At 70.6% G+C, this 21111-nt stretch carries 18 protein-coding genes, 1 pseudogene and 1 riboswitch; of the genes and pseudogenes, 5 read left to right on the top strand and 14 right to left on the bottom strand.

Features of this window, described 5'->3' with window-relative positions:
- Window positions 1-3: 3 nt before the first annotated feature.
- The 3 genes from scpA to OG798_RS05785 form a co-directional block, all read right to left on the bottom strand.
- Window positions 4-2178 carry a methylmalonyl-CoA mutase gene (gene scpA / locus OG798_RS05795; RefSeq protein ID WP_095856755.1) on the bottom strand — a complete coding sequence of 725 codons (2175 nt, stop codon included), beginning with the start codon at window positions 2176-2178 and terminating at the stop codon, window positions 4-6.
- 8 nt (window positions 2179-2186) lie between these two features.
- Complete coding sequence (locus OG798_RS05790; protein WP_328756467.1) at window positions 2187-3992, bottom strand: methylmalonyl-CoA mutase subunit beta; 1806 nt, start codon at window positions 3990-3992, stop codon at window positions 2187-2189.
- A gap of 97 nt (window positions 3993-4089) precedes the next feature.
- A complete protein-coding gene (locus OG798_RS05785) occupies window positions 4090-4644 on the bottom strand; it encodes a GNAT family N-acetyltransferase (RefSeq protein WP_267060566.1) in 555 nt (184 codons plus the stop codon).
- Between the two features lie 236 nt (window positions 4645-4880).
- Window positions 4881-5061: riboswitch (cobalamin riboswitch) on the bottom strand.
- A gap of 78 nt (window positions 5062-5139) precedes the next feature.
- Here OG798_RS05785 and OG798_RS05780 point away from each other — a divergent pair.
- Window positions 5140-6315 carry a cytochrome P450 gene (locus tag OG798_RS05780; RefSeq protein WP_267060565.1) on the top strand — a complete coding sequence of 392 codons (1176 nt, stop codon included), beginning with the start codon at window positions 5140-5142 and terminating at the stop codon, window positions 6313-6315.
- On the opposite strand, the gene OG798_RS05775 is transcribed toward OG798_RS05780, so the two are convergent.
- Entirely contained in the window at window positions 6316-7344 is a 1029-nt protein-coding gene (locus OG798_RS05775; protein WP_257017046.1) for an acyltransferase family protein, read from the bottom strand.
- A gap of 186 nt (window positions 7345-7530) precedes the next feature.
- On the opposite strand from OG798_RS05775, the gene OG798_RS05770 reads away from it, so the two are divergent.
- Window positions 7531-7680, top strand: a complete 150-nt coding sequence (locus OG798_RS05770; RefSeq protein WP_179857206.1) for a hypothetical protein — start codon at window positions 7531-7533, stop codon at window positions 7678-7680.
- 123 nt (window positions 7681-7803) lie between these two features.
- Here the strand turns inward: OG798_RS05770 and OG798_RS05765 are convergent, their stop codons facing one another.
- The 5 genes from OG798_RS05765 to OG798_RS05745 all read right to left on the bottom strand — a co-directional run bounded on the left by OG798_RS05765 (window position 7804) and on the right by OG798_RS05745 (window position 14890).
- Entirely contained in the window at window positions 7804-9576 is a 1773-nt protein-coding gene (locus OG798_RS05765) for an RICIN domain-containing protein (protein WP_267060564.1), read from the bottom strand.
- A gap of 53 nt (window positions 9577-9629) precedes the next feature.
- Window positions 9630-10391, bottom strand: a complete 762-nt coding sequence (locus OG798_RS05760; RefSeq protein WP_267063746.1) for a carbohydrate ABC transporter permease — start codon at window positions 10389-10391, stop codon at window positions 9630-9632.
- Window positions 10392-10447: 56 nt separating this feature from the next.
- Window positions 10448-11425 (bottom strand): carbohydrate ABC transporter permease, encoded by a 978-nt coding sequence (locus tag OG798_RS05755; RefSeq protein ID WP_097226930.1) that lies wholly within the window; start codon window positions 11423-11425, stop codon window positions 10448-10450.
- 83 nt (window positions 11426-11508) lie between these two features.
- The gene (locus OG798_RS05750; protein ID WP_267060563.1) at window positions 11509-12759 is read right to left on the bottom strand and encodes a sugar ABC transporter substrate-binding protein; all 1251 of its coding nucleotides are present in this window, start codon (window positions 12757-12759) and stop codon (window positions 11509-11511) included.
- Between the two features lie 109 nt (window positions 12760-12868).
- Window positions 12869-14890, bottom strand: coding sequence for a glycoside hydrolase family 127 protein (locus OG798_RS05745; RefSeq protein WP_267060562.1), 2022 nt, complete (start codon window positions 14888-14890; stop codon window positions 12869-12871).
- 251 nt (window positions 14891-15141) lie between these two features.
- Here OG798_RS05745 and OG798_RS05740 point away from each other — a divergent pair, with 251 nt between their 5' ends.
- Complete coding sequence (locus tag OG798_RS05740) at window positions 15142-16161, top strand: LacI family DNA-binding transcriptional regulator (protein WP_095858355.1); 1020 nt, start codon at window positions 15142-15144, stop codon at window positions 16159-16161.
- Window positions 16131-16391, top strand: a pseudogene (locus OG798_RS56460) (ribosomal protein L7/L12); the annotation flags it as partial. The gene OG798_RS05740 and the pseudogene OG798_RS56460, both read left to right, overlap by 31 nt.
- Here the strand turns inward: OG798_RS56460 and OG798_RS56455 are convergent.
- The 4 genes from OG798_RS56455 to OG798_RS05725 all read right to left on the bottom strand — a co-directional run bounded on the left by OG798_RS56455 (window position 16273) and on the right by OG798_RS05725 (window position 19262).
- Entirely contained in the window at window positions 16273-17079 is an 807-nt protein-coding gene (locus OG798_RS56455) for an SbtR family transcriptional regulator (RefSeq protein WP_358577364.1), read from the bottom strand. The pseudogene OG798_RS56460 and the gene OG798_RS56455 overlap by 119 nt on opposite strands.
- Window positions 17054-17653 carry a histidine phosphatase family protein gene (locus tag OG798_RS05735; protein ID WP_097226934.1) on the bottom strand — a complete coding sequence of 200 codons (600 nt, stop codon included), beginning with the start codon at window positions 17651-17653 and terminating at the stop codon, window positions 17054-17056. The genes OG798_RS56455 and OG798_RS05735 overlap by 26 nt, the downstream gene beginning before the upstream one ends.
- Entirely contained in the window at window positions 17650-18642 is a 993-nt protein-coding gene (locus OG798_RS05730) for a Ppx/GppA phosphatase family protein (protein WP_328756466.1), read from the bottom strand. Before OG798_RS05730 ends, OG798_RS05735 begins: the two co-directional genes overlap by 4 nt.
- Before the next feature lie 200 nt (window positions 18643-18842).
- Window positions 18843-19262 carry an arsenate reductase ArsC gene (locus OG798_RS05725; RefSeq protein WP_095856768.1) on the bottom strand — a complete coding sequence of 140 codons (420 nt, stop codon included), beginning with the start codon at window positions 19260-19262 and terminating at the stop codon, window positions 18843-18845.
- Between the two features lie 120 nt (window positions 19263-19382).
- Here OG798_RS05725 and OG798_RS05720 point away from each other — a divergent pair, with 120 nt between their 5' ends.
- Complete coding sequence (locus OG798_RS05720; protein ID WP_095856769.1) at window positions 19383-19697, top strand: ArsR/SmtB family transcription factor; 315 nt, start codon at window positions 19383-19385, stop codon at window positions 19695-19697.
- 63 nt (window positions 19698-19760) lie between these two features.
- Here the strand turns inward: OG798_RS05720 and sbnA are convergent, their stop codons facing one another.
- A complete protein-coding gene (sbnA, locus tag OG798_RS05715; protein WP_267060560.1) occupies window positions 19761-20747 on the bottom strand; it encodes a 2,3-diaminopropionate biosynthesis protein SbnA in 987 nt (328 codons plus the stop codon).
- Window positions 20748-21111 lie beyond the last annotated feature (364 nt).

Raw genomic sequence — 21111 nt, 5'->3', positions numbered from 1 at the left:
GGGTCAGAGGTCGTGGCCGAGGTCGGCGGACAGCCGCTGCACCAGGTCGTACGCCGCGTCCGGGATCACCGTCCCGGGCGGGAAGACGGCCGCCGCGCCCATCTCCAGGAGCGTGGGCACGTCCTGCGGCGGGATCACCCCGCCGACCACGACCATGATGTCCTCCCGGCCCTCCTCGGCGAGCGACTCCCTGAGCGCCGGTACGAGCGTGAGGTGCCCGGCGGCCAGCGAGGACACCCCGACGATGTGCACGTCCGCCTCGACGGCCTGGCGCGCCACCTCGCCCGGGGTCTGGAACAGCGGGCCGACGTCGACGTCGAAGCCGAGGTCGGCGAAGGCGGTGGCGATCACCTTCTGGCCGCGGTCGTGCCCGTCCTGGCCCATCTTGGCGACCAGGATGCGGGGCCGACGGCCCTCGGCCTCCTCGAAGGAGGACACCAGGGTGCGGGTGCGTTCGACGGACGGCGACTCGCCGGCTTCGGTGCGGTACACACCGGAGATCGTACGGATCTGGCTCGCGTGCCGCCCGTACACCTTCTCCAGGGCGTCGGAGATCTCGCCGACCGTGGCCTTCGCGCGGGCCGCGTTCACCGCCAGCTCCAGGAGATTGCCGGTGCCTTCGGCGGCCCGGGTCAGGGCGTGCAGGGCGTCCTGGCACGCCTGTTCGTCGCGCTCCGCGCGCAGCCGCCGCAGCTTCTCGATCTGCTGGGTGCGTACGGAGGAGTTGTCGACCTTGAGGACGTCGATCTGCTCGTCGGTCTCCACCCGGTACTTGTTCACGCCGATGACCGGCTGGCGTCCGGAGTCGATCCGGGCCTGGGTGCGGGCCGCGGCCTCCTCGATGCGCAGCTTGGGAATGCCCGCGTCGATGGCCTTGGCCATACCGCCCGCCGCCTCGACCTCCTCGATGTGCTGCCAGGCCCGGCGCGCGAGGTCGTACGTCAGCTTCTCGACGTACGCGCTGCCGCCCCACGGGTCGATCGCCCGCGTCGTGCCCGACTCCTGCTGGATCAGCAGCTGGGTGTTGCGGGCGATGCGCGCCGAGAAGTCGGTGGGCAGGGCGAGCGCCTCGTCGAGGGCGTTGGTGTGCAGCGACTGGGTGTGCCCCTGCGTCGCCGCCATCGCCTCCACACACGTACGCGTGACGTTGTTGAACACGTCCTGCGCGGTCAGCGACCAGCCGGAGGTCTGCGAATGGGTGCGCAGGGAAAGGGACTTGGCGTTCTGCGGGTCGAACTGCTTGACCAGCTTGGCCCAGAGCAGCCGCGCCGCCCGCATCTTGGCGATCTCCATGAAGAAGTTCATGCCGATCGCCCAGAAGAAGGAGAGCCGGGGCGCGAACGCGTCCACGTCCATCCCCGCCTCCCGTCCCGCCCGGATGTACTCCACCCCGTCGGCCAGCGTGTACGCCAGCTCCAGGTCGGCCGTCGCGCCCGCCTCCTGGATGTGGTAGCCGGAGATGGAGATGGAGTTGTAGCGCGGCATCCGCTGGGAGGTGAAGGCGAAGATGTCGGAGATGATCCGCATCGACGGCTTCGGCGGATAGATGTAGGTGTTGCGGACCATGAACTCCTTGAGGATGTCGTTCTGGATGGTCCCGGCCAACTTCTCGGGCGGTACGCCCTGTTCCTCGGCGGCCACGATGTACAGCGCGAGTACGGGCAGTACCGCACCGTTCATGGTCATCGACACGGTCATCTTGTCCAGCGGGATGCCGTCGAAGAGCTGCCGCATGTCGTAGATCGAGTCGATCGCCACGCCCGCCATGCCGACGTCACCGGTCACGCGCGGGTGGTCGCTGTCGTAGCCGCGGTGGGTGGGCAGGTCGAACGCGACGGACAGGCCCTTCTGGCCGGCCGCGAGGTTGCGCCGGTAGAAGGCGTTGGACTCCTCGGCCGTGGAGAAGCCCGCGTACTGACGGATCGTCCAGGGCTGGTTGACGTACATCGTCGGGTAGGGGCCCCGGAGATACGGGGCGATGCCCGGGTAGGTGCCCAGGAAGTCCAGGCCCTCCAGGTCCTGCCCGGTGTACAGCGGCTCGACCGTGATGCCCTCCGGGGTCTCCCACAGGAGATCGGCCCCGCCCGTGGCCTTCTTGACGGCGCTTCGCCACTCGTCGCTGCCGCCGTCGGCCTTCGGGACCCCCAGCTCGATCCCGGAGAAGTCGGGGATTCCCATCGCTGCCATCAGGACACTCCCATACGGTCGAGGGTGGCGGAGAGCACGGCGACGGCGTCGCACCCCGCGAAGACATAGGCGTCGACATCCGGGTACTGCCCGGGACGGCCCGCGAGGAACACGTGCCCGGCGCCCGTCGCCTTCAGCTCCCCGGCGACCTCCGCGGCCCGCTCCTCGTACAGCGTGTCGCTGGAGCACAGGCAGACCTCGGTGGCACCGCTGTCCTCGAAGGCGCCCTCGGTGACGGGCTCGATGCCACCCGCCTGGAACAGGTTCGAGGCGAAGGTGAGGCGGGCGGTGTGCGCGGCGGCCGGGCCGAGGGCGGCCAGGAAGATCCGCGGCCGGGAACCGGTCGCCGCCAGGTGGGCGTCGGAGCGGGCCCGCAGCGCCTCGAACGCCTCGTCGCGCCGCACCCGCGGCAGCCCGCCGGACGGCGGTACGGGGGCGGGAGGACGTTCTACGAGGCGTTCGGCGAGGTTCGGGAACTCGCTGACCCCGGTCACGGGTTCGCGCCGCTTGGCGAGCTTCGCGCTGCGCGCCTCCCAGGTGCCTGCGAGGTCCCGGCCGAGCCGCCCGGAGCGCAGGGCCGCCGCCTGGCCACCCTCCCGCTCGATCCACTGGAAGAACTCCCAGCCCGCGTGGGCGAGTTCGTCCGTGAGCCGCTCCACGTACCAGGAGCCGCCCGCCGGGTCGATCACCCGGGACAGATGCGACTCCTCGACCAGGATGGTCGAGGTGTTGCGGGCGATCCGCCGGGCGAACGCGTCCGGCAGACCCAGGGCGTGGTCGAAGGGCAACACGGTGACGGCGTCGGCGCCGCCCACGCCGGCGGCCAGCGTCGCGACCGTCGTGCGCAGCATGTTCACCCACGGATCGCGGCGGGACATCATCACCGGCGAGGTCACCGCGTGCTGCACCTGCCCGCCCGGGGCCCCGCAGACCTCGCTCACCCGCGCCCAGAGCCGGCGCGCCGCCCGCAACTTGGCGATGGTCAGGAACTGGTCGGCGGTGGCCGCGTACCGGAACTCCAACTGCGCGGCGGCCTGTTGCACGGTCAGGCCCGCCTCGGTCAGCTCCCGCAGATAGGCGACGCCGGTCGCCAGCGAACTGCCCAGCTCCTGCGCCGCCGAGCCACCGGCCTCGTGGTACGGCAGCGCGTCCACGGTCAGCGCCCGCAGCCCCGGATACTCCTCGGCGCACAGCCCCGCGAGGGCGGCGACGGGCGCGAAGTCGAACCCGCTGTCTCCCGTACGGGCCTCGTGGCCCAGCGGGTCGGCTCCCAGGTTGCCGCGCGCCGCCTCCTTGGCGACCCCGCGCTCCTGGTAGAGCCGTAGCAACTCGCGTGCGGCGGGCTCGACTTCACGTCCCGCGTCGAGGACGACGGGCGCCAGGTCGAGATAGACGCCGTCGAGGACCCGGCCGAGCGAGGACACCGCGATGCCGCCCGCACCGGCGACCAGCCAGAGCGAGGTGACGCCGTTCTCCAGGTCCGCGAGGACCGCCGCGCCGTCGGCGGCCGTGTGCTGCTGCCGTACGTCCCAGCCGCCGAGGGTGTTGCCCTCGGGGCGTCCGCCCCGTACGAAGGGAGCGAAACCGGGCAGGCCGGGATCGGGCGCGGAGTCGTCCGCGGTGTACAGGGGACGGGCGCGCAGCCCGTCCTCAAGCGTCGTGGACAGGGCGTCTTCCGCTGCCGCGCCCGAGACTTCCTTGCCCGACTTGCGCAGGACGCCTTCAACCAGGCGTTGCCACTGCTCATGGGTCGCGTCAGGGAACTCGGCGGCCAGCGAGAGCCCGTCGTCAGGCAGGACCGTCATGCTCGGATGCTAGGCCAGATACGCAGGTGAGCAGCAGAGGACGCGGCTGTGACCTTGACCTCCCAGGGGTGGTCTTGATCAACAGGCCGGGTTCGTACTACGGCAGCACAGGGATCTCGGACAGCGTCGGGTGCCGTGGAGCGAGTAGGACGATCTGCGCGGGGTGCGCCCCCGGCCGCGGGTACACGGTCTGGCGCCAGCCCCGGCAGCGGAAGAAGTTCAGCGCCGTGGTGTCCTGATGGTCGGTCACCGCCCAGGCCCGGTCGTCCATGGCGGGCAGCAGCAGTATGTCGAGGATCCCGGTGCCGACGCCACGGCCGCGCGCCGCGGGCGCCACCACGAGATCGGTGATCCGTACGGCACCCGCGAGCCACTCCTGCGACCGCCGCGCCCCCAGTACCGGATGTTCCGGGGCGGGATCCGCGGAGCGCACGGCGGTGCCGAAGCCGCACAGCCGACTGCCGATGCGGGCCGTCACCGCCAGGAACCCCGGCCGGCGCACCTCGTCCGCGATCCGCTCCCGTACCTCGGCGGCGACCTTTTCGTCCCGCTCGGGCGAATGCTCGCGCGACGGCACCAGCCGCAGATGCACGAACTCCTCGACGACGCCGAGCGCCGTGTCGCCCTGATAGACGGTGGTACCGACGTCCATGAACTCCTCCGGCCGGGATGGTCGCCTTCGGCGCGGAGGCGATCGTGATCTTCCGGCCGCAGTTGTCGAGCGACACCGCACCGGCGGATTTCGGGGACTTGCTCCCGTCGGCGGACGAGCCGCCACCACAAGCGGTCAGCAACAGGGCTCCGGAAAGGAGCAGGGCACAGCGGCGGGCTGGGCGCGCAACGGGCACGGGACATTCTCTGGCGTCGAGGGCCCAGGCGCGGGGCCCGTTCGTACGGTCCGCCAGCAGGTCTTCGGACTCGGGATCGCCCGGACGAGGCGCCTTCCCGGACTCCGGTCACATATGACCGCCGTCCAGTGGCTTCGTGTTGCCCCGCCTGTCACCCTTACCGCTGCGCGTCAGCTCCGGATTCGCACCGGATTCCCTTGACTGGCCTCGGCAAATTGTCACGCCCCGTCAGCCGCGGCCTCAGCGCGATTGTTAGCCTTGGTTGTGATCCAATTCCTCGTGCCCGGCCAAGGCTTGCGATGAGCGCCGTCGGCTCCTTCCCGCTCGGTGCCGCGACCACGCTCGCCGAACTCGCCGCGGATCCGCATCCGCGGCTGGCGCGACTCCGTGCCCACGAGCCTGTTTCCTGGCTGCCCGAGCTGGACGGCTGGCTGGTGACCCGCCGTGATCTCGCACTGAACGTGATGCGGGACCCCGCGACCTTCACCGTCGACGACCCCCGGTTCTCCACCGCACAGGTCGTCGGCCCGAGCATGCTGTCCCTGGACGGTGACGAGCACGCCCGCCACCGGGAGCCCTTCACCGCTCCCTTCCGCCCCAGGGAAGTTCGCGGCGGCTTCGCCTCGTTCATCGAGCGGGAGACCGACCGGCTCATCGCCGCGCTGGAACCGGCGGGCGCCGTCGAACTGCGACGTGCCTTCGCCGGCCCGCTCGCCGTCGCCGTCGTGACCGAGGCGCTCGGGCTGGTCGGCACCAGCGCGGACACGGTGCTCTCCTGGTACGACTCCATCGTGCGGTCGGTCTCGGACATCACCGCGGGACACGAGGCGGCACCCGCGGGCGCGGAGGCGTACGCGCGGCTGCGGGCCGCCGTCGAAGCCACCGTCGCCGACCCGGGCGCGACGTCGCTCCTCGGCTCCGCCGCCGAGCGGCTGGAGCTGCCCGAAGTGGCCTCCAACGCCGCGGTGCTGATGTTCGGCGGGATAGAGACCACCGAGGCGATGATCACCAACGCCCTGCTGCACCTGCTGCGACACCCCGGCCAACTCGCCCTTGTCCGCGACGACGACGGCCTGCTGGACGGCGCGATCGAGGAGTCGCTGCGCCTCGAACCCGGAGCGGCGGTCGTGGACCGGTACGCCACCCGTGACACCGTCCTCGGCCCGGCCACGATCCGCCGGGGTGATTTGGTCACCGTCTCCCTGGCCGGCGCCAACCGCGACCCGGCCGTCTTCCCCGATCCCGATCGGTTCGACGTCCGCCGCGAGAACGCGCGTCTCCAGCTGGCCTTCGCGCACGGCCCGCACTACTGCCTCGCCGCGCACCTCGCCCGACTGGAGACCCGTATCGCCCTTCAGCGCCTGCTCGAACGCCTCCCCGCCCTGCGCCTCGACCCGGCCCGTCCGGCCACCCCGCAGGGGCTCGTCTTCCGCAAGCCGCCGACCCTGCATGTGCTGTGGGACAGCCCCGCCTGATCAACGTGACACCGGAGTGCGTCGCAGGGATCTCAGGAAGGGCCGCAGCAGCCAGCGCCGGGCGGGTACCTCCACGTACTCGTACAGGAGCCAGGCGAGCGCCAGGGACACCGCGAAGGCGCTGATCGCGCCGATCGGCGACGGTTTGAACAGGTGCTGCCCCGCGCGCAGCACGAGCAGGTGGACCATGTAGAAGGCGAAGGAGAGTTCACCCAGTCGGACGAGGGCCGGATGTCGCCACAAGCTGGGCAGGCCGCGTACGTCGGCGAGGGCGGCCGCGGGGATCAGACAGGTGAAACCGACCAAGGTGCAGGCGACGCAGGCATACGATCCGCCGACCTGGGAGACGAGGAAGTAGCCGATGATCGTCAGTGCGACCGACGCCTCCAGGCCGGGGCCGCGCCAGCGGCCGAGGAGCACGAGGCGGGCGACGGCGACTCCGAGGACGAACTCCGGCAGCCGGGCGGCGGGGAAGGAGTACAGGGTGCGGCCGACACCCAGATGCAGGTCCGCCCGGGTCAGGATGAGCACGGTCAGCACGCTCGCGCCGGCGAGCGCGGTCGCGGTGAGGGCCCCGGCGTGCCGCAGCAGCAGGGCGAACGCGGGGAAGGTCGCGTAGAAGAACGCCTCGCACGCGAGGGACCAGCTGACGGGGTCGAGTGTCTGCCACCACGGGTGCCACCAGGAGTGGACGAGGAGCAGATTCGCCGCGCTGCCGGCCGGCTTGCCCATGCCCATGACGAACACCGCGATACAGGCCGTGACCAGGTGGACGGGGTAGAGGCGGGCGAAGCGGCGGCGCCAGAAGGCCGTGGGGCGGTCGTCGGACCGGGCGGACCAGCCGAGGACGAAGCCGGAGAGCAGAAAGAAGAAGGAGACCCCGGTGGAGCCCGCCCCGAAGCCCCAGTCGGCGAAGTGACGGGCCTGCCCATTGAAATAGCCCAGATTGCGGGTGTGCAGGCAGAAGACGAGAAGGGCCGCCACCCAGCGCAGACCGGTGAGGGAAGGCAGTGGACCGGGATGGGTCACCTCGCGGTGGTGAGTCTTCGATCGGACCGGCGATTCGGATTGCTCCGGCTCGGCGAAGGAAGACTTGCTCACGATGGGACCGCCTGTGTTGGTCAAGGAGAGGTGCTCGCTGGGGGACTGGGGTGTTGAACTGGGCATGTTTGGGGTGGTTGTCGTCGACGCGTGTTCCCCGAGGAGCCGATAAGTATGCGTGTCGAATTGCCGTTCGATCTGGTGCTGGGCGTCGGCCGCTGCGATGCCATGTCAAGGTGTGAACGCCTGGTCGGACGCTGGGTCACCCTCCATCTGACGGTGGACGGGACACCCTCGGGCAACGGGATGGCCGATGGACTGTGACACGCGCGGGGACCCGCGCCGCGTACCGAATTCATTCGACCGTTTCACGTTATTCGTACAGGTATACGCCAATGCTCCCGCGCCTGCGATGGGCGGCAGGCGCGGGAGTGTTCGGCCGGGCACTCAGCGCGAGGTGAGTTTCCACAGATGGTCGGCGGTGCCGTTGTCGTCCCACTGGAGGACCTGGGCGCCGGAGGAGGTGCTCATGTCGGTGACGCCGAGCAGGAGGCCGCTGTTGTAGTTGGCGATCTTGTAGTAGCCGTTGTCGGCGGGGATCGCTTGCCAGAGGTGGTCGGCGGTGCCGTTGTCGCCCCAGATCAGGGCTGTACCTCCGGCGGCGGTGCTCATGCCGTTGACGCCGAGCAGCAGACCACTGGCCTGGTTCACGATCTTGTAGAGGCCCGAGCCCGCCGTCACCAGTGTCCAGTTCTGGTCGGTGCCGGTGGTCGAGGTGGCCTGGACGACGGCGGTGCCCTGTGCGGTGCCCGCGCTCTGTGTGTCCAGCGCGAGCCCGCTGTTCTTGTTGGTGATCTGATAACGCCCGGCGAGCGAGGCGGACGTCCCGCTGGGCGTGACGACCAGGTGGTAGCCGTCGGACGCGTTCATCGCGACGGGCACGGTGATGGAGCCGTTGCCGACCGGATAGTCGCTCTCGGAGATGGTGTACGGGGCGGAGACGGCCGTGGTGCGGCCCTTGGACGGGGTGTACTCCAGCTTGACGTGGACCGTGCCGCCGAAGGCGGACAGGGAGCCGAGTCCGTTGACGGTGACGGCCGTCGAACCGGTGCCTCCGCCGAAGATCACGCTGATCTGTCGGCCGTCACCGGTGAGGGAGGCGGCGCCGTCGATGCCGGTCTGCGCCGGGGGAGTGGTGGTGAGCATGTTCCCGGACATGTCGCCGTACCACTTGTAGAGCCAGTAGGAGCCGTTGGGTGATCCGCCGGTGTCGGTGAGGGTGTCGCCGAGGGTTCCGTAGTGGTTCCAGAAGGCGAGTTCCGCGTCGTGGACGCCCGCCCGCTCGAACTTGGCGACGTAGCCGACGAGGGCGCCCGGTATCCCCATCTCGCTCGGTGTCGCGTACTCCTCGATGGAGATCGGCCGCGGGCTGATGCCGAGTCCGCTCTCCAGGGAGCGGTAGGCGGAGACGTGTGCGGCGATGTCCTTGCTGCCCTGGAGTTCGTGCCAGGCGATGACGTCAGGGACGGTGCCACTGGCCTTGGCGTCGGTGAGGAACTGGCTCATCCAGCTCTGGTTCCACGCCGAGTAACTGGGGCCCTGGAGGGGAGTGGTGGCGTCCTTGGCACGTACCTCCTTGTACGTGCGTGCCCAACCCGCGTCGAAGGCACCGGCGTTGGTGGTGTCCCAGGTCCAGTCGGGCTCGTTCCACAACTCGTACGCGCTGATGTTCCCGGCGCCGGAGGACTTGACCGAGGCGACCTGGGTGTCGACGGCGGACAGCCAGTCGTTCCAGCTCACCCACTTGTAGGGGAAGTCGGGGTACCAGTCGGGCATCCGGACGACGACCTTCGCGCCGGCCCTGGCGGCCTTGGGGGCGACGACCAGGGAGTCTCCGGCGGGGCGTGGCTCACCGTTGGGCAACTGGTGGCCGCCGGGTGCCATCTGGACGAAGGTGTTCGGCTCCAGCGGCTGGACGAGGCTGTCGGCCGGGGTGCTCGCGTCGGCGAGACCGTAGAGGCTGCCCGTGGCGACATGGGTGACGGATCGCAGGGTCTGGGCGGCGTTGACGACCAGGGTCGTGGACGCGGTGGGGGCCGCCTGGGCGGGCGGCCCGGTGAGGACGGTCGCGGCGGCGGCCAGGGCCGTCGCCAGGACGGCGGCGGCCGTGCGGTCGAACGGCCTTCTGGGCGTGCGTGGTTGAGATCTCGCAAACGGCATGGGTGGCGGCTCTCCTGACGGATGAGGAGGTGGATGGGTGGCTGACGTCCCGGTCAGTCCTTGACCGCGCCCGCGGTGACCCCGGCGGCCACGTACCGCTGCGCCAGGACGAGCAGGACGGCGGCGGGTACGGACGCGACGACGGCGGTGGCCATGATCGCGTTCCATTCCTGGTTGTTGTTGCCGATGTAGCGGTAGATGCCGAGGGTGATCGGGCGAAGATCGCCGCCGCCGTCGAGGGTGTTGGCGAAGACGAAGTCGGACCAGGCCCACAGGAAGCTGAACAGCGAGACGGTGACCACGGCGTTGCGGCTCACCGGCAGGACGACGGACCAGAAGGTGCGCCAGGTACCCGCGCCGTCGATGCGCGCGGCGGCGATGAGTTCGTCGGGGATGCCCGACATGAACGCCGTGAAGATCATGACGCTGAAGGGCACGGCGATGGTGGAGTCCGCGATGATCAGGCCCCACCAGGAGTTCAGCAGGCCGAGGTTGAGGAAGATCCCGTAGAACCCCATCGCCATGACGATGCCGGGGATCATCTGGGCGACGAGGAGGGCGAGGCCCATGACGCCGCCGCCGCGGGGGTGGAGCTTCGCCAGTGAATAGCCGGCCGGTGCGGCGAGGACGAGGGTGGCGGCGACCGTGCCGAGTCCGATCAGCAGACTGGTGCCGAGGTAGGGCATCTGGTCGTGCAGCACGGCCCGGTAGCCCTCGAACGTGGGGTGCAGCGGGAACAGGTCGGGCGGGGACTTGCGCATGTCCTGCTGCGGGGTGAGGGACACGTTCAGCATCCAGTACACCGGGAACAGCATGAGCGCGGTCAGCAGGAGTCCGACGGCGGTGTAACGGCGGGAACTCGCGGGGGACTTCACGCTTCCTGCCTCCTCTGGACGCGGATGTACAGCAGGCCGAAGACGAGGGCGATGAGGATGAGGATGTTGCCGACGGCGGCACCGGGGCCGAAGTGCGGGAGCAGGGTGCCGAACGCGAGCTGGTACGACCAGGTCGCCAGCGTCGACGAGGAGTCGCCGGGACCTCCCTTGGTCATGATCCAGATCAGGTCGAACACCTTGAGCGTGTAGACCAGTCCGAGCAGCAGCGTGATCGCGGAGACCGGCCGCAGGAGAGGGAAAGTGATGCGCCGGAACTGCTGCCGGCCGCTCGCCCCGTCCAGCGAGGCGGCCTCGTACAGCTCCCCGGGGATGTTCTGCAGACCGCTGTAGAGGATGACGAGGTTGAAGGGGATGCCGATCCAGACGTTGGCGATGACGACCGAGGCGAGCGCCCAGTGCGGCGAGGTCAGCCAGTCGACGGTCGGGACGCCGACGAGGTGGAGTGCGTAATTGACCACGCCCGACTCACTGTTCAGCATCCAGGACCAGGTCGACGCCGACACGATCAGCGGCAGCAGCCACGGGATGAGGAACAGCGCCCGCAGCGTGGTGGAGAGACGGAAGTGCCGGTTGAAGAAGACCGCGAGCGCCAGCCCGGCCGCGTACTGGAGCGCGATCGACACGAAGGTGAACACCATCGTGTTGCGCAGCGCGGGCCCGAAGGTCGGGTCGTCCAGCACCTGGGAGAAGTTGTCCCAGCCCGAGAACGGCGCGTCGCCCGCCACGAACGAGCGGACCGTGTAGTCACGCAGACTCAGATCGAGGTTGCGGTAGAGCGGATAGAGATAGAAGGCGGCGAGGTAGGCCACGAGCGGGGCGAGGAAGCCCAGCGCGGTCAGCCGGTCCCTGCCGCGCCGACGGCGTGGCGGCACGTCACGCCGGTCGGCGCCGCCCGCCGCTCCGGACACGGCCGGGGACCGCTTGGGACGGCGGTCGACTCGGGCGATGGTCATGCGAACTCCTGGATGCGGGTGGCGATGTCCGGGACGCGGCCTGCGGCGCCGCGCGCTGTCTGCCCTTGCTCCGGCCGGCCGCGTCAGCCCTTGCTCTTGCCGGCCGCCGTCTGCGCGGCGTCGAGAGCTGCCTCGGGGCTCTTGCCACCGGACAGGGCCGCCTGTACGGCCGTCCACATCGGCTGCGAGATGGTGGGGTACTTCGTGCCGAGACCACCGCTGGTACGGCCCCGCGCGGCGGCCACGGCCGCCACCCACGGCTTGAGCTTCGGGTTCGCCTCGACCTGCTGGGCCTGGACCGCCGCGGTGGGCGCGACGTACGTCAGGGCGGTGTCGCTGGCCAGCAGGCTCTCCGAGCTGGTCAGACAGGTGACGATCTTCTTGCTGATGTCGTAGCGCGCGGTGTCCTGCTGCACGGGTACGGTGACGAACTCGCCGCCGGTCGGCACCGGCGCCGAACCGCCGTTCCGCCCGGGGATGCTGACGACCCCGTACGGGAATCCGGCCTTCTCCGCGTTGGCGAGCTGCCAGGTGCCGTTCTCCGCGAAGGCGTAGTCGCCGGTGGCGAACTCCTGCCAGCTGGTGGTCTGGGTGTTGTTCAAGACGTCCTTGGGCGCGAGCCCCTCGTCGACCCACTGCTTCCACAGCGACAGCGCGGCCGCGCTCTTCGGCGAGTCGAGGTGGGTGAGGTCGCCGCCCGCGCCCCAGAACCACGGCAGGAACTGGAAGCTGCCCTCCTCCGTGCCGATCGCCGAGAAGGTGATGCCCTTCTTCCCGGCCGACTCGACCTTCTTCAGGGCGGCCGTGAGCGACGCCCAGTCCTTGACGGAGGCGGGGTCGACGTGGGCGGCCGTCAGGATCTTCTTGTTGTAGTAGAGGGCGAGCGTGTTGGCGCCGATCGGTACACCGTAAGAAGCGCCGTCGATGGTGCCCGCGCCGATGATGTTCTTCTGGATCGCGGACGTGTCCAGACCGAGGTCGTTGGTCTTGTTGAGGATCCCCGCCTCGACCAGCGTGGAGACGACCGGATTGTCCACGAGCATCACGTCGGGCGCGTTGCCCTGCTGGGCGGCCAGCAGCGCCTTGTTGCCCAGGTCAGTGGTGTCGTAGCCGGTGCGCTTGATCTTGACGCCCGCCGAGGTACCGCACTGGGCGACACGCTTGCCCCAGTCCGAGGAGGCGTCGAACTGCGGGTACGGGTCCCAGAAGGCGTACGTCGCCGACTTGCCGGTGGAGTCGGAGGAACCCGAACCGCCGCCCCCGCAGGCCGTGACGGAGGCGAGGGTGCCGACGGCGACACAGGCGGCGAGGAGAGTTCTGCGGGTGTTTCGCATTGCGGTGACCTCGTTGTCATGAGTGGTCGTGCGGGGTGACGGGGTGACGGGGTGACGGGGTGACGGGTGTGCCCGGTTGCCGGGAGGAGGCCGTGGAGGTCGGCCGACGTCAGGAGGTGGGCAGCCAGACGCGCATGCTGCCGTCCTGCCGGTTGGCCCAGGCGTAGTAGGGGATCGCGGTGAGCTCGACGGACTCGCCCGAGGGCGCGATGGCCGGGTCGGCGTCGGCGGACCGGTAGGGCCACCAGCCGGTGTCCGGGACCGTGCGGCGACGGCCCGTGGCGACGACGGTGGTGACACCGCCGAGCAGATCGGGCCGCTGCCGCACGGTGAGCGGCCGCGCGGTGTCGATGACGACGTCGTCCAGACCGCCCCCGGGGTGGTCCACCTGCTCCAGGCAGTACACGAGCGGGCCCCGCTCGATCGCCACACAGCCGCGGACCGCGTCCACCCGCGGGTCGGCCGCGGTGAGGCGGGGCTCCAGGCCGAGTTCGACGACGATCCGGTCGCCCGGCGCCCAGATGCGCTCCAGGCGCAGCCAACCGTCGGTGACGGGGGCGTCGGCCTGGTCGTACGTCCGGTCGCCACACCGCACGCGGTACTCGTGGCACCACTGAGGGATGCGCAGAGACAGTGTCCAGGGCCGCTCCCGCGGGGCCTCCTCGACGGTCAGGGACACCGCGCCGTGCCAGGGGTAGTCGGTCTCGGCGGACACGGTGACGGGCGTGCCGTCGAGGTCACCGCGGTAGCGGCCGGTGACGTACTGGTGGATCTGCAGGCCCTGCCCCTCGGCGTCGGTCGAGGAGAGGTAGTGCTCGAGCCCGGCCAGCAGCCGCATCACGTTCGGGGGGCAGCAGGCGCAGCGGAACCAGCGGGTACGGCGGGCCGACTGGTCGCCACCGGGGTCCGTGTGGCCGTCGCGGACCTGGAGCGGATTGACGTACAGCCAGCTTTCGCCGTCCAGCGAGACACCGGCGAGGAACCCGTTGTAGAGGGTGCGCTCGATCAGGTCGCTGTAGCGGGCCTCGCCGGTGAGCAGAGCCATGCGCCAGCTCCACTGGATCGAGGCGATGGCGGCGCAGGTCTCGCAGTAGGCGCGTTCGTTGGGCAGCTCGAACGGGTCGCCGAAGTCCTCCTCGTCGTGGTGCGCGCCGAGACCACCGGTCAGATGGGTTTTGGTCGTGGTCATCGCCCGCCACAACCGCTCGGCGGCGGAGCGCAGTTCGGCGTCGCCCGTCTCGGTGGCCACGTCCGTCGCACCGGCCAGCAGATACAACTGGCGCACGGCGTGCCCTTCTACGGTGACCGCCTCGCGCAACGGCACGCGGTCCTGGCAGTACGCCTCGCCGCCGAGCAGGCCGTGGCCGTAACGGTCGACGAAGTAGCCGGCGAGCTCCAGATAGCGTCGCTCGCCGGTCTCCCGGTACAGCTCGACCAGGGCGGTCTCCACCTCCGGATGGCCGTCGACGCCGTCGATCGGCCTGCCGCTGCCGGGAAGGCCGAAGACGGAGTCGAGGTGGTCGGCGAACCGTCGTGCCACGACGAGGAGTTCGTCGCGACCGGTCGCACGGTGATGAGCCACCGCCGCCTGGATCAGATGGCCCGCGCAGTACAGCTCGTGTCCCCAGCGCAGGTCCTGGTAGCGCTCACCGTTCATGCGGACCTGGAACCAGGTGTTGAGGTAGCCGTCGGACTGCTGGGCGTCGGCGACCAGGGCGATGATCCGCTCGACTTCGGCGGCGAGCTGGCGCAGGTCGGGGCTGGTCTCCTCGCCGTCGGCCGGCGGCCCGCTGCGGGCGAGCCGCCAGGAGGCGGCCTCCAGCCACTTGTAGACGTCGGTGTCGACGAAGGGGTAACCGCCCCGGAACTCGCCCTGGGCCGTGCCGGCCGCCAGGCGCAGGTTGTGCAGGTTTCCCGCGGACTCCAGCAGAGCGGGGCCCTGCGGGATCGAGGTGTGCGCGTTGACCTCGCGGCGGGCGTGCCAGAAGCCGGTGCGCACCTCCGCGGCGGCGGGGCGCAGTGCGGCGGGGGCGTCCGGGCCGAGCCGGACCGGGCCCACGGGGGCGGCGCCCTGTTCGGTGGAAGCCGAGACGTCGGTGGGGGAGGGCAGGGCGGAGTCTGTGCGGGGCATGGTTCTCCGAGAGGGGTGGAGGCGGGAGGGGCCGGGCTGCGGGGCAGGGCGCGACGGCCCCCGTGCTCAAGAGGCGGGAGGTTCTCGGAACTCGTTTGAGCAACCGTTTTTCCTGCCGAGAAGTAGAGGGCAGCGGGGTAGTCGGGTCAAGAGTCGCGACAAGAGATTCTTCTGTTGCCCGGTGGCTGGCACACACCCCCGGGAGGCTGCGACGATGGACGGGTCGTTGCCGCCCAGGAAAAGGTTTGCTCGTGACCGTTGCTCCAGGTTCCCGCTCCGCCGGCCCGGCGAAGCTCGCCGACGTCGCCGCGCTCGCGGGCGTCAGCGTGGGTACGGCGTCGAAGGCGCTGAACGGCGGCGGGCGGATGCGTCCCGAGACCCGCCAGCGGGTCCTTGACGCCGTCGACGCACTCGGGTTCCGGCCCAACCAGCACGCGCAGAGCCTGCACACCGGGCGGAGCTGGACGGTCGGGCTGATGACGACCGACGGCATCGGCCGCTTCAGCACCCCCGTACTGCTCGGCGCCGAGGACGCGCTCGGAGCCGGCAAGATCTCCGTCCTGCTGTGCGACACCCGCGGCGACGCGATCCGGGAACAGCACCACCTGCGCAACCTGATGGACCGCCGGGTGGACGGCATCATCGTCACCGGCCGCCGTACGGACCCCCGTCCGCCCCTGGACGGCATCGAGGCCGTCCCCATCGTCTACGCGCTCTCGCCGTCCACCGACCCGGCCGACACCTCGGTGGTCTCCGACGACCGGGGCGGGGCCGTACTGGCCGTCGAGCACCTGCTGGCCGCGGGCCGCACGCGCATCGCTCACATCACCGGCCCGGAACACCACGCGGCCGCCCGCGACCGGGCCCGGCACGCGGTCGAGCACCTGGAGCGGGCCTCCCTCGGACTCTCGACGGGACGGGTGCACCACGGGGAGTGGAGCGAGGCGTGGGGGCGCCGCGCCGCCGACACGGTCCTGCGCACGGCACCGGACACGGACGCCTTCTTCTGCGGCAACGACCAGATCGCCCGGGGCGTGGCGGACGCACTGCGCGAGCGGGGCGTCGACGTGCCCGGTGACATCGCGGTCGTCGGCTACGACAACTGGGACACCATGGCCCTGGCCAGCAGGCCGCCCCTCACGACGATCGACATGGACCTCACCGAGATCGGCCGGATCGCCGCCCTGCGACTCCTCGAAGCCATCGACGCCGACCCGGCACCGGGGGTGCACACCGTCCCGTGCCGACTGATCGTCCGCGAGTCCAGCTGAAGCGGTCAGGGTTCCAGGGGGTTGGAGGGACGGTGGAGGAACCGGAGTTCAGAGTTGTGCTGACCGGGACCGGCGGCCGGAGGATGGATGTCGTCCAGGCGGTTCGGTCGATCACCGGTCTGAGCGCCTGGCGGAGCGCGCGGCTGCTGGAATCCGTCCCGGTCGTGGTCGTCGAGGACACATGGTTCGGGGCGGCCGTGGACGCTGTGGGACGTCTGAAGGCGGTCGGCGCCGACGCGAGCCTGCTGTGCGGGTGGTGCGAGCGCGCGATAGTCCCCGGAACGGGGCCGGTGGACTCGGGACCGTGCGCGTCCCCCTGTTGGTCTTCGGCGGACTGCCCGGCCGGCCGTCCGAGGCGCTGACGGGGGCCGAGTGGGGGCGGCCGTTCGCTCGCTCGCAAGGCCCGCCGCACTCAGGTCGCCCACAGGGGGTGACTTGGCGGGAGACCCCGTCCGAGCGGCGCGGGGCGGTGGCGGTGTCGCGGAGGCCGTCGAACAGGAGCGGGGTGACGTCCGCGCGGATCGCGCCGGGTGCGACCGCGGCGGTCATGAGCCGACCGATCGTCTCGATCATGGAGGCACGGGCCCGGGCGAACACCGGCGATCCGAGGTCCCTGCCCGCCTTCAGGGCGACGGCCGTGCTCCGGCTCGCCGCGGAGTGCACCACCAGCTGCTGGAGAAACGCGCGGAGCGCCTGCTCAGGGGGGAGGGTCTCCAGAAGGTGCGGCGTCGCGTCGCACAGGTCACAGGCGGTCCGGGCCGCCCTCGGCGCCCCGCACGAGACGGCCGGCGCCGCCGCTCTCGGCGGCGACGCCGCACGTGTCCGCCGCCAACCTGGCCCCGTGAGCTGATCCCACAGTCGGCCGGGCGCAGCGTCAGTCGCTCGCGTCAGCTCAGTGAGTGCTGCCCGGATCGCCACCCTCGGCGTGAGCGAGCGGTCTCCCGAACGTCGCGTTCCAGCGTCCGGCACGACCGCTCAACTCGGTGGCGGTCAGCGGCGGTACGTCGATCCGCCAGAACGCCGACTCCGGTGCCCCGAGGGCCCGAACGGCCGCGGCTCGTACGATTTCCGGCTCCACCACGGCGACGGTCCGGCCGGAGAACCGCGCGGCCTCGTCCAGCCAGGCCGCGACCCGCTCGCACAACTGGTGCACCGACTCGCCGCCGTGCGGTGCGGCGGTCGGGTCCGCCAGCCAGAGGGCGACGGCGTCCGGGGCGTCGGCGCTGACGTCGGCCAGCGTACGGCCCCGCCAACCCCCCACGTCGAGCCCGCCGGGCGCGGTTTCGACAGCGCCGTCGAACCCCAACGCCGACGCGGTCTCCCGGCATCGCGGAGTGGGGGATACGAGCACCCTCTGTACTGCCGGAAGGGAGCCCGCGGCCGATCGCGCACGCGCGGCGCCGGTGGCGTCGAGCGGGCATCCGTCGTCGAAGCGCGCCTCCCGCAGCGCCGCACTGATCGCGGGGGAGATCATCATCACTCGGCTCGTCATTCGCCCACCCTCATGTCCGACTTCCCTGTCCGCCCGGGCCGGTGAGCCTCCGGACCACCGGGTGTGTCGTGGAGGGCGGCGAGGTGCTCGAGCAGCAGGCCCTCGCGGGTGGACCAGGGGCAGACCTCGACCGCCTTGGCCTCGCAGGCCTCCATGAGCGCCTCGGCGACCAGGGCTCCGGCCAGGGACTGCTCGGCGCGGTGCCGGGAGATGCCGGGGAGCTTGGCGCGGCGCGCCGGATTCGCGGCGGCCAGTACCGGGACGGAGGCACGCAACTGGGACAGGGCCAGCTTCCGTTGCGAGCGGTGTGCCTTGCCCTGGGCGGCAGCGAGCCGGGCGAGCTGCTCGAAGGTCTTGGAGCAGGCCAGCACGCGGGTGCCCGGTTCCGCCCGCGGCAGATCGGGGACGGCTTCCAGCTTTCGACGCAGATACCGACGGATCTCGGTGAGCCCCTGTTTGGACGGGGCGATGCCGCCGGGCAGCCAGTCCCGGGTGATTCTGCGGGCGCCCAAGGGCAGGGAGTGGACGCTGTGCGGCTGGTCTCCGGTACCCGAGGCGATCTCCACGGTGCCGCCGCCGACGTCCAGGACCAGCAGCCGGCCGGCCGCCGGGCCGACCCACTGGCGGGCGGCCACGTAGGCGAGCCGCGCTTCCTCTTCGCCGTCCAGCACGCTCAGTCGGGTGCCGGTTCTGCGCGCCACGCGTCTGATGACCTCGTCACGGTTGGGCGCGTCCCGGATGACGGAGGTGGCGAACGCGAACATGTCGGTGCCGCGCAGCCGGGGGTCGGAGGCGATCGCCTGGGCGACGGCGCGCTCGACGCTCTCCACCCCGGCGTCGTCGAGTCGACCCTTGCGGTCGAGCGTCTCGTGCAGTCGCAGCCGCACCTTGTGGGAGAACACCGGCTCCATCACATGGCCCGGCCGCGATCGCACCACCGTGAGCAGAGCGCTGTGGCACCCGACGTCGAGTACACCGGCCTGCCGCATCCCATCGCCTCCCCTGGTCTCGTTTCCTCCATGTCGGAACGGATCGACTGCGTCTCCCCGTCGTCCGACGGCCCCGTCACCGACGCGCCGGGACTTCCGGTCCACTGCGTGCACGTTCCCTCACCAACCGTGTACCCTACGTCCCGCTCGAATGGGACGGAGGCACGGTCTACGCGAACCCGGAGGGAGGGCCGACGGCCTCACACCTTCTGCCGGGCATCGATCTCGCCGATCAGGTTCTCGACACGGACCTTGATCTCGTCCCGGATGGGGCGCACGGACTCCACACCCTTGCCTGCCGGGTCGTCCAGGGCCCAGTCGAGGTACTTCTTGCCGGGGAAGACCGGGCAGGCGTCGCCGCAGCCCATGGTGATCACGTAGTCGGACGCCTGGACGGCCTCGGTGGTGAGGAGCTTCGGCTGCCGGCCGGCGATGTCGACGCCGACCTCCCGCATGGCCTCGACCGCGGCCGGGTTGACCTGCTCGCCCGGGATCGACCCGGCCGAGCGGACCTCGATCCGGTCGCCCGCGAGCTGCGAAAGGAAGCCGGCCGCCATCTGTGAACGCCCGGCGTTGTGCACACAGACGAACAGCACGGAGGCGAGCGGAGTGGCAGACATCGGTACTTCTTTCGCGGTCAACGGGTCGTGCGGGGGTGAGTGTCGGCCCGGAGGGCGTGAACCCTGATCGGCGTCGGCCGGAACTCGTATCAGCCTCAAGTAATGTGACAGTATCAGTCCATGCTGACGTCAGCCGATGCTGATCTGATGCGGGTCCTGGCCGACCCGCTCAGGCTCCGGATCGTGACCCTCCTTGCCCGGGAGACGCTCTGCACCACGCACCTGATCGAGGAGACGGGCGCCAAGCAGACCAACCTCTCCAACCACCTGAAGGTGCTGCGCGAGTCCGGGATCGTGGAGACGGAGCCGTGCGGCCGGTTCGTCTACTACCGGCTCAGGCCCGAGGCCCTCGCCGCCCTCGCCGGTCGATTCGCCGACTTCGCCGCAACCGCGCGCACCACCGTCGAGAACAACACCAAGCGGTCCTGCCCCTGACCTGCCGTCAGGGTTTTTCCCCCGTTCTCTTCCCCGGTTGCGGGGCGCTGAACGGACACGGGGTCAGGCCTCCTGGGACGTGCCGGCCAGCGCCGGGGAGTCGACGGCGTCCTCGCCGTACAGGTCCTGCACCCAGTTGGTCTGGTAGATGGTCTGCAGATACCGCTCACCCAGATCCGGGGCGATGGCCACCGCGGTCAACTCCCGCCCCTCCTGCCGGGCCAGCCAGTCCATCGCGCCGCTGACCACGGTGCCGGTGGACCCTCCGAACAGAAACCCGCGCCTGGCCAGCCGGTGACAGGCCCGGATGGTGTCGGGCTCCGCCACGCGCACCACGTCGTCCACATAGGACTCGTCCAGCATCGGCGGGCGTCTGCTGGCGCCCAGGCCGGGAATCATCCGCCGACCGGCGTCGCCCCCGAACGTCACGGAGCCCACGCTGTCCACGGCCACGATGCGCACCGGGCGGTGCCACTCGCGGAAGTAGCGCGCGCAGCCCATCAGGGTCCCGGTGGTGCCGGCCCCGACGAACAGGACGTCCAGGTCAGGGAACTGCCGGGCGATGGCCGGTGCGGTCCTGCGGTAGTGGGCCATGCCGTTATTGGGGTTGGTGTACTGGTTGAGCCACACATAGCGGTCCTCGGAGGCGCACAGCGCGCGGACGTGGTCGATGCGCGCGCCGAGGAAGCCGCTGACGGGGTCGGGTTCGGTGATGACGTGGACCTGGGCTCCCAGGGCCTCCATCATCAGCCGGGTCGCCAGGTTGCAGCGGGCGTCGGTCACGCACAGGAACTGGTAGCCCTTGGCGGCAGCGATCATGCTCAGGGCCACGCCCAGGTTGCCCGAGGACGACTCGACCAGAACCGAACCCGGCCTCAGCAGGCCGTCGCGTTCGGCGGCCTCGACCATTTCGGTGGCGGCCTTGAGTTTGATCGAACCGGCGAAATTGAAGCCCTCGCACTTGAGGAACAGCGGGTGCCCGAAGATTCCCTCAAGGTCGACGAAGAGACCGTCCTCGTTGAAGTCCTGGGGGACGGATATGACGGGCATGGTCGTCTCCTTCACTGCGGCGGTGGGATTGTCTTCCGGTCTTCCTGCCGCTGATTTGTCCGGGTGCGGCCCGGAGAGGAATCCCGGAGAGGAATTCGGAGCGGCGAGTCGCGAGTCGCCGGAACGACTCCAGTACGCCCGAATCCAGGCCCCCTGTCATGCCACCGAAATTCGGGACTTGACACGCGCCGTCTTCGTGCGAAAGCAGCCGTGACCTGGCCGGGTGGGGCCGTTCAGCGCAATTCCCGGGTGATTTTCCCGCGGATCGAACGGGTCCCTGTGAGGCTTGGTCGTAAGCCTGCGCGACGCGCACGGAAAGCAGCGGATCGAGGGGCGACGACGGGCAAAATAGGCGGGCTATCAA

This window comes from Streptomyces sp. NBC_00271 (genome assembly GCF_036178845.1).
Classification (GTDB): Bacteria; Actinomycetota; Actinomycetes; order Streptomycetales; family Streptomycetaceae; genus Streptomyces.
This window is presented reverse-complemented; position numbering and strand designations above follow the sequence as displayed.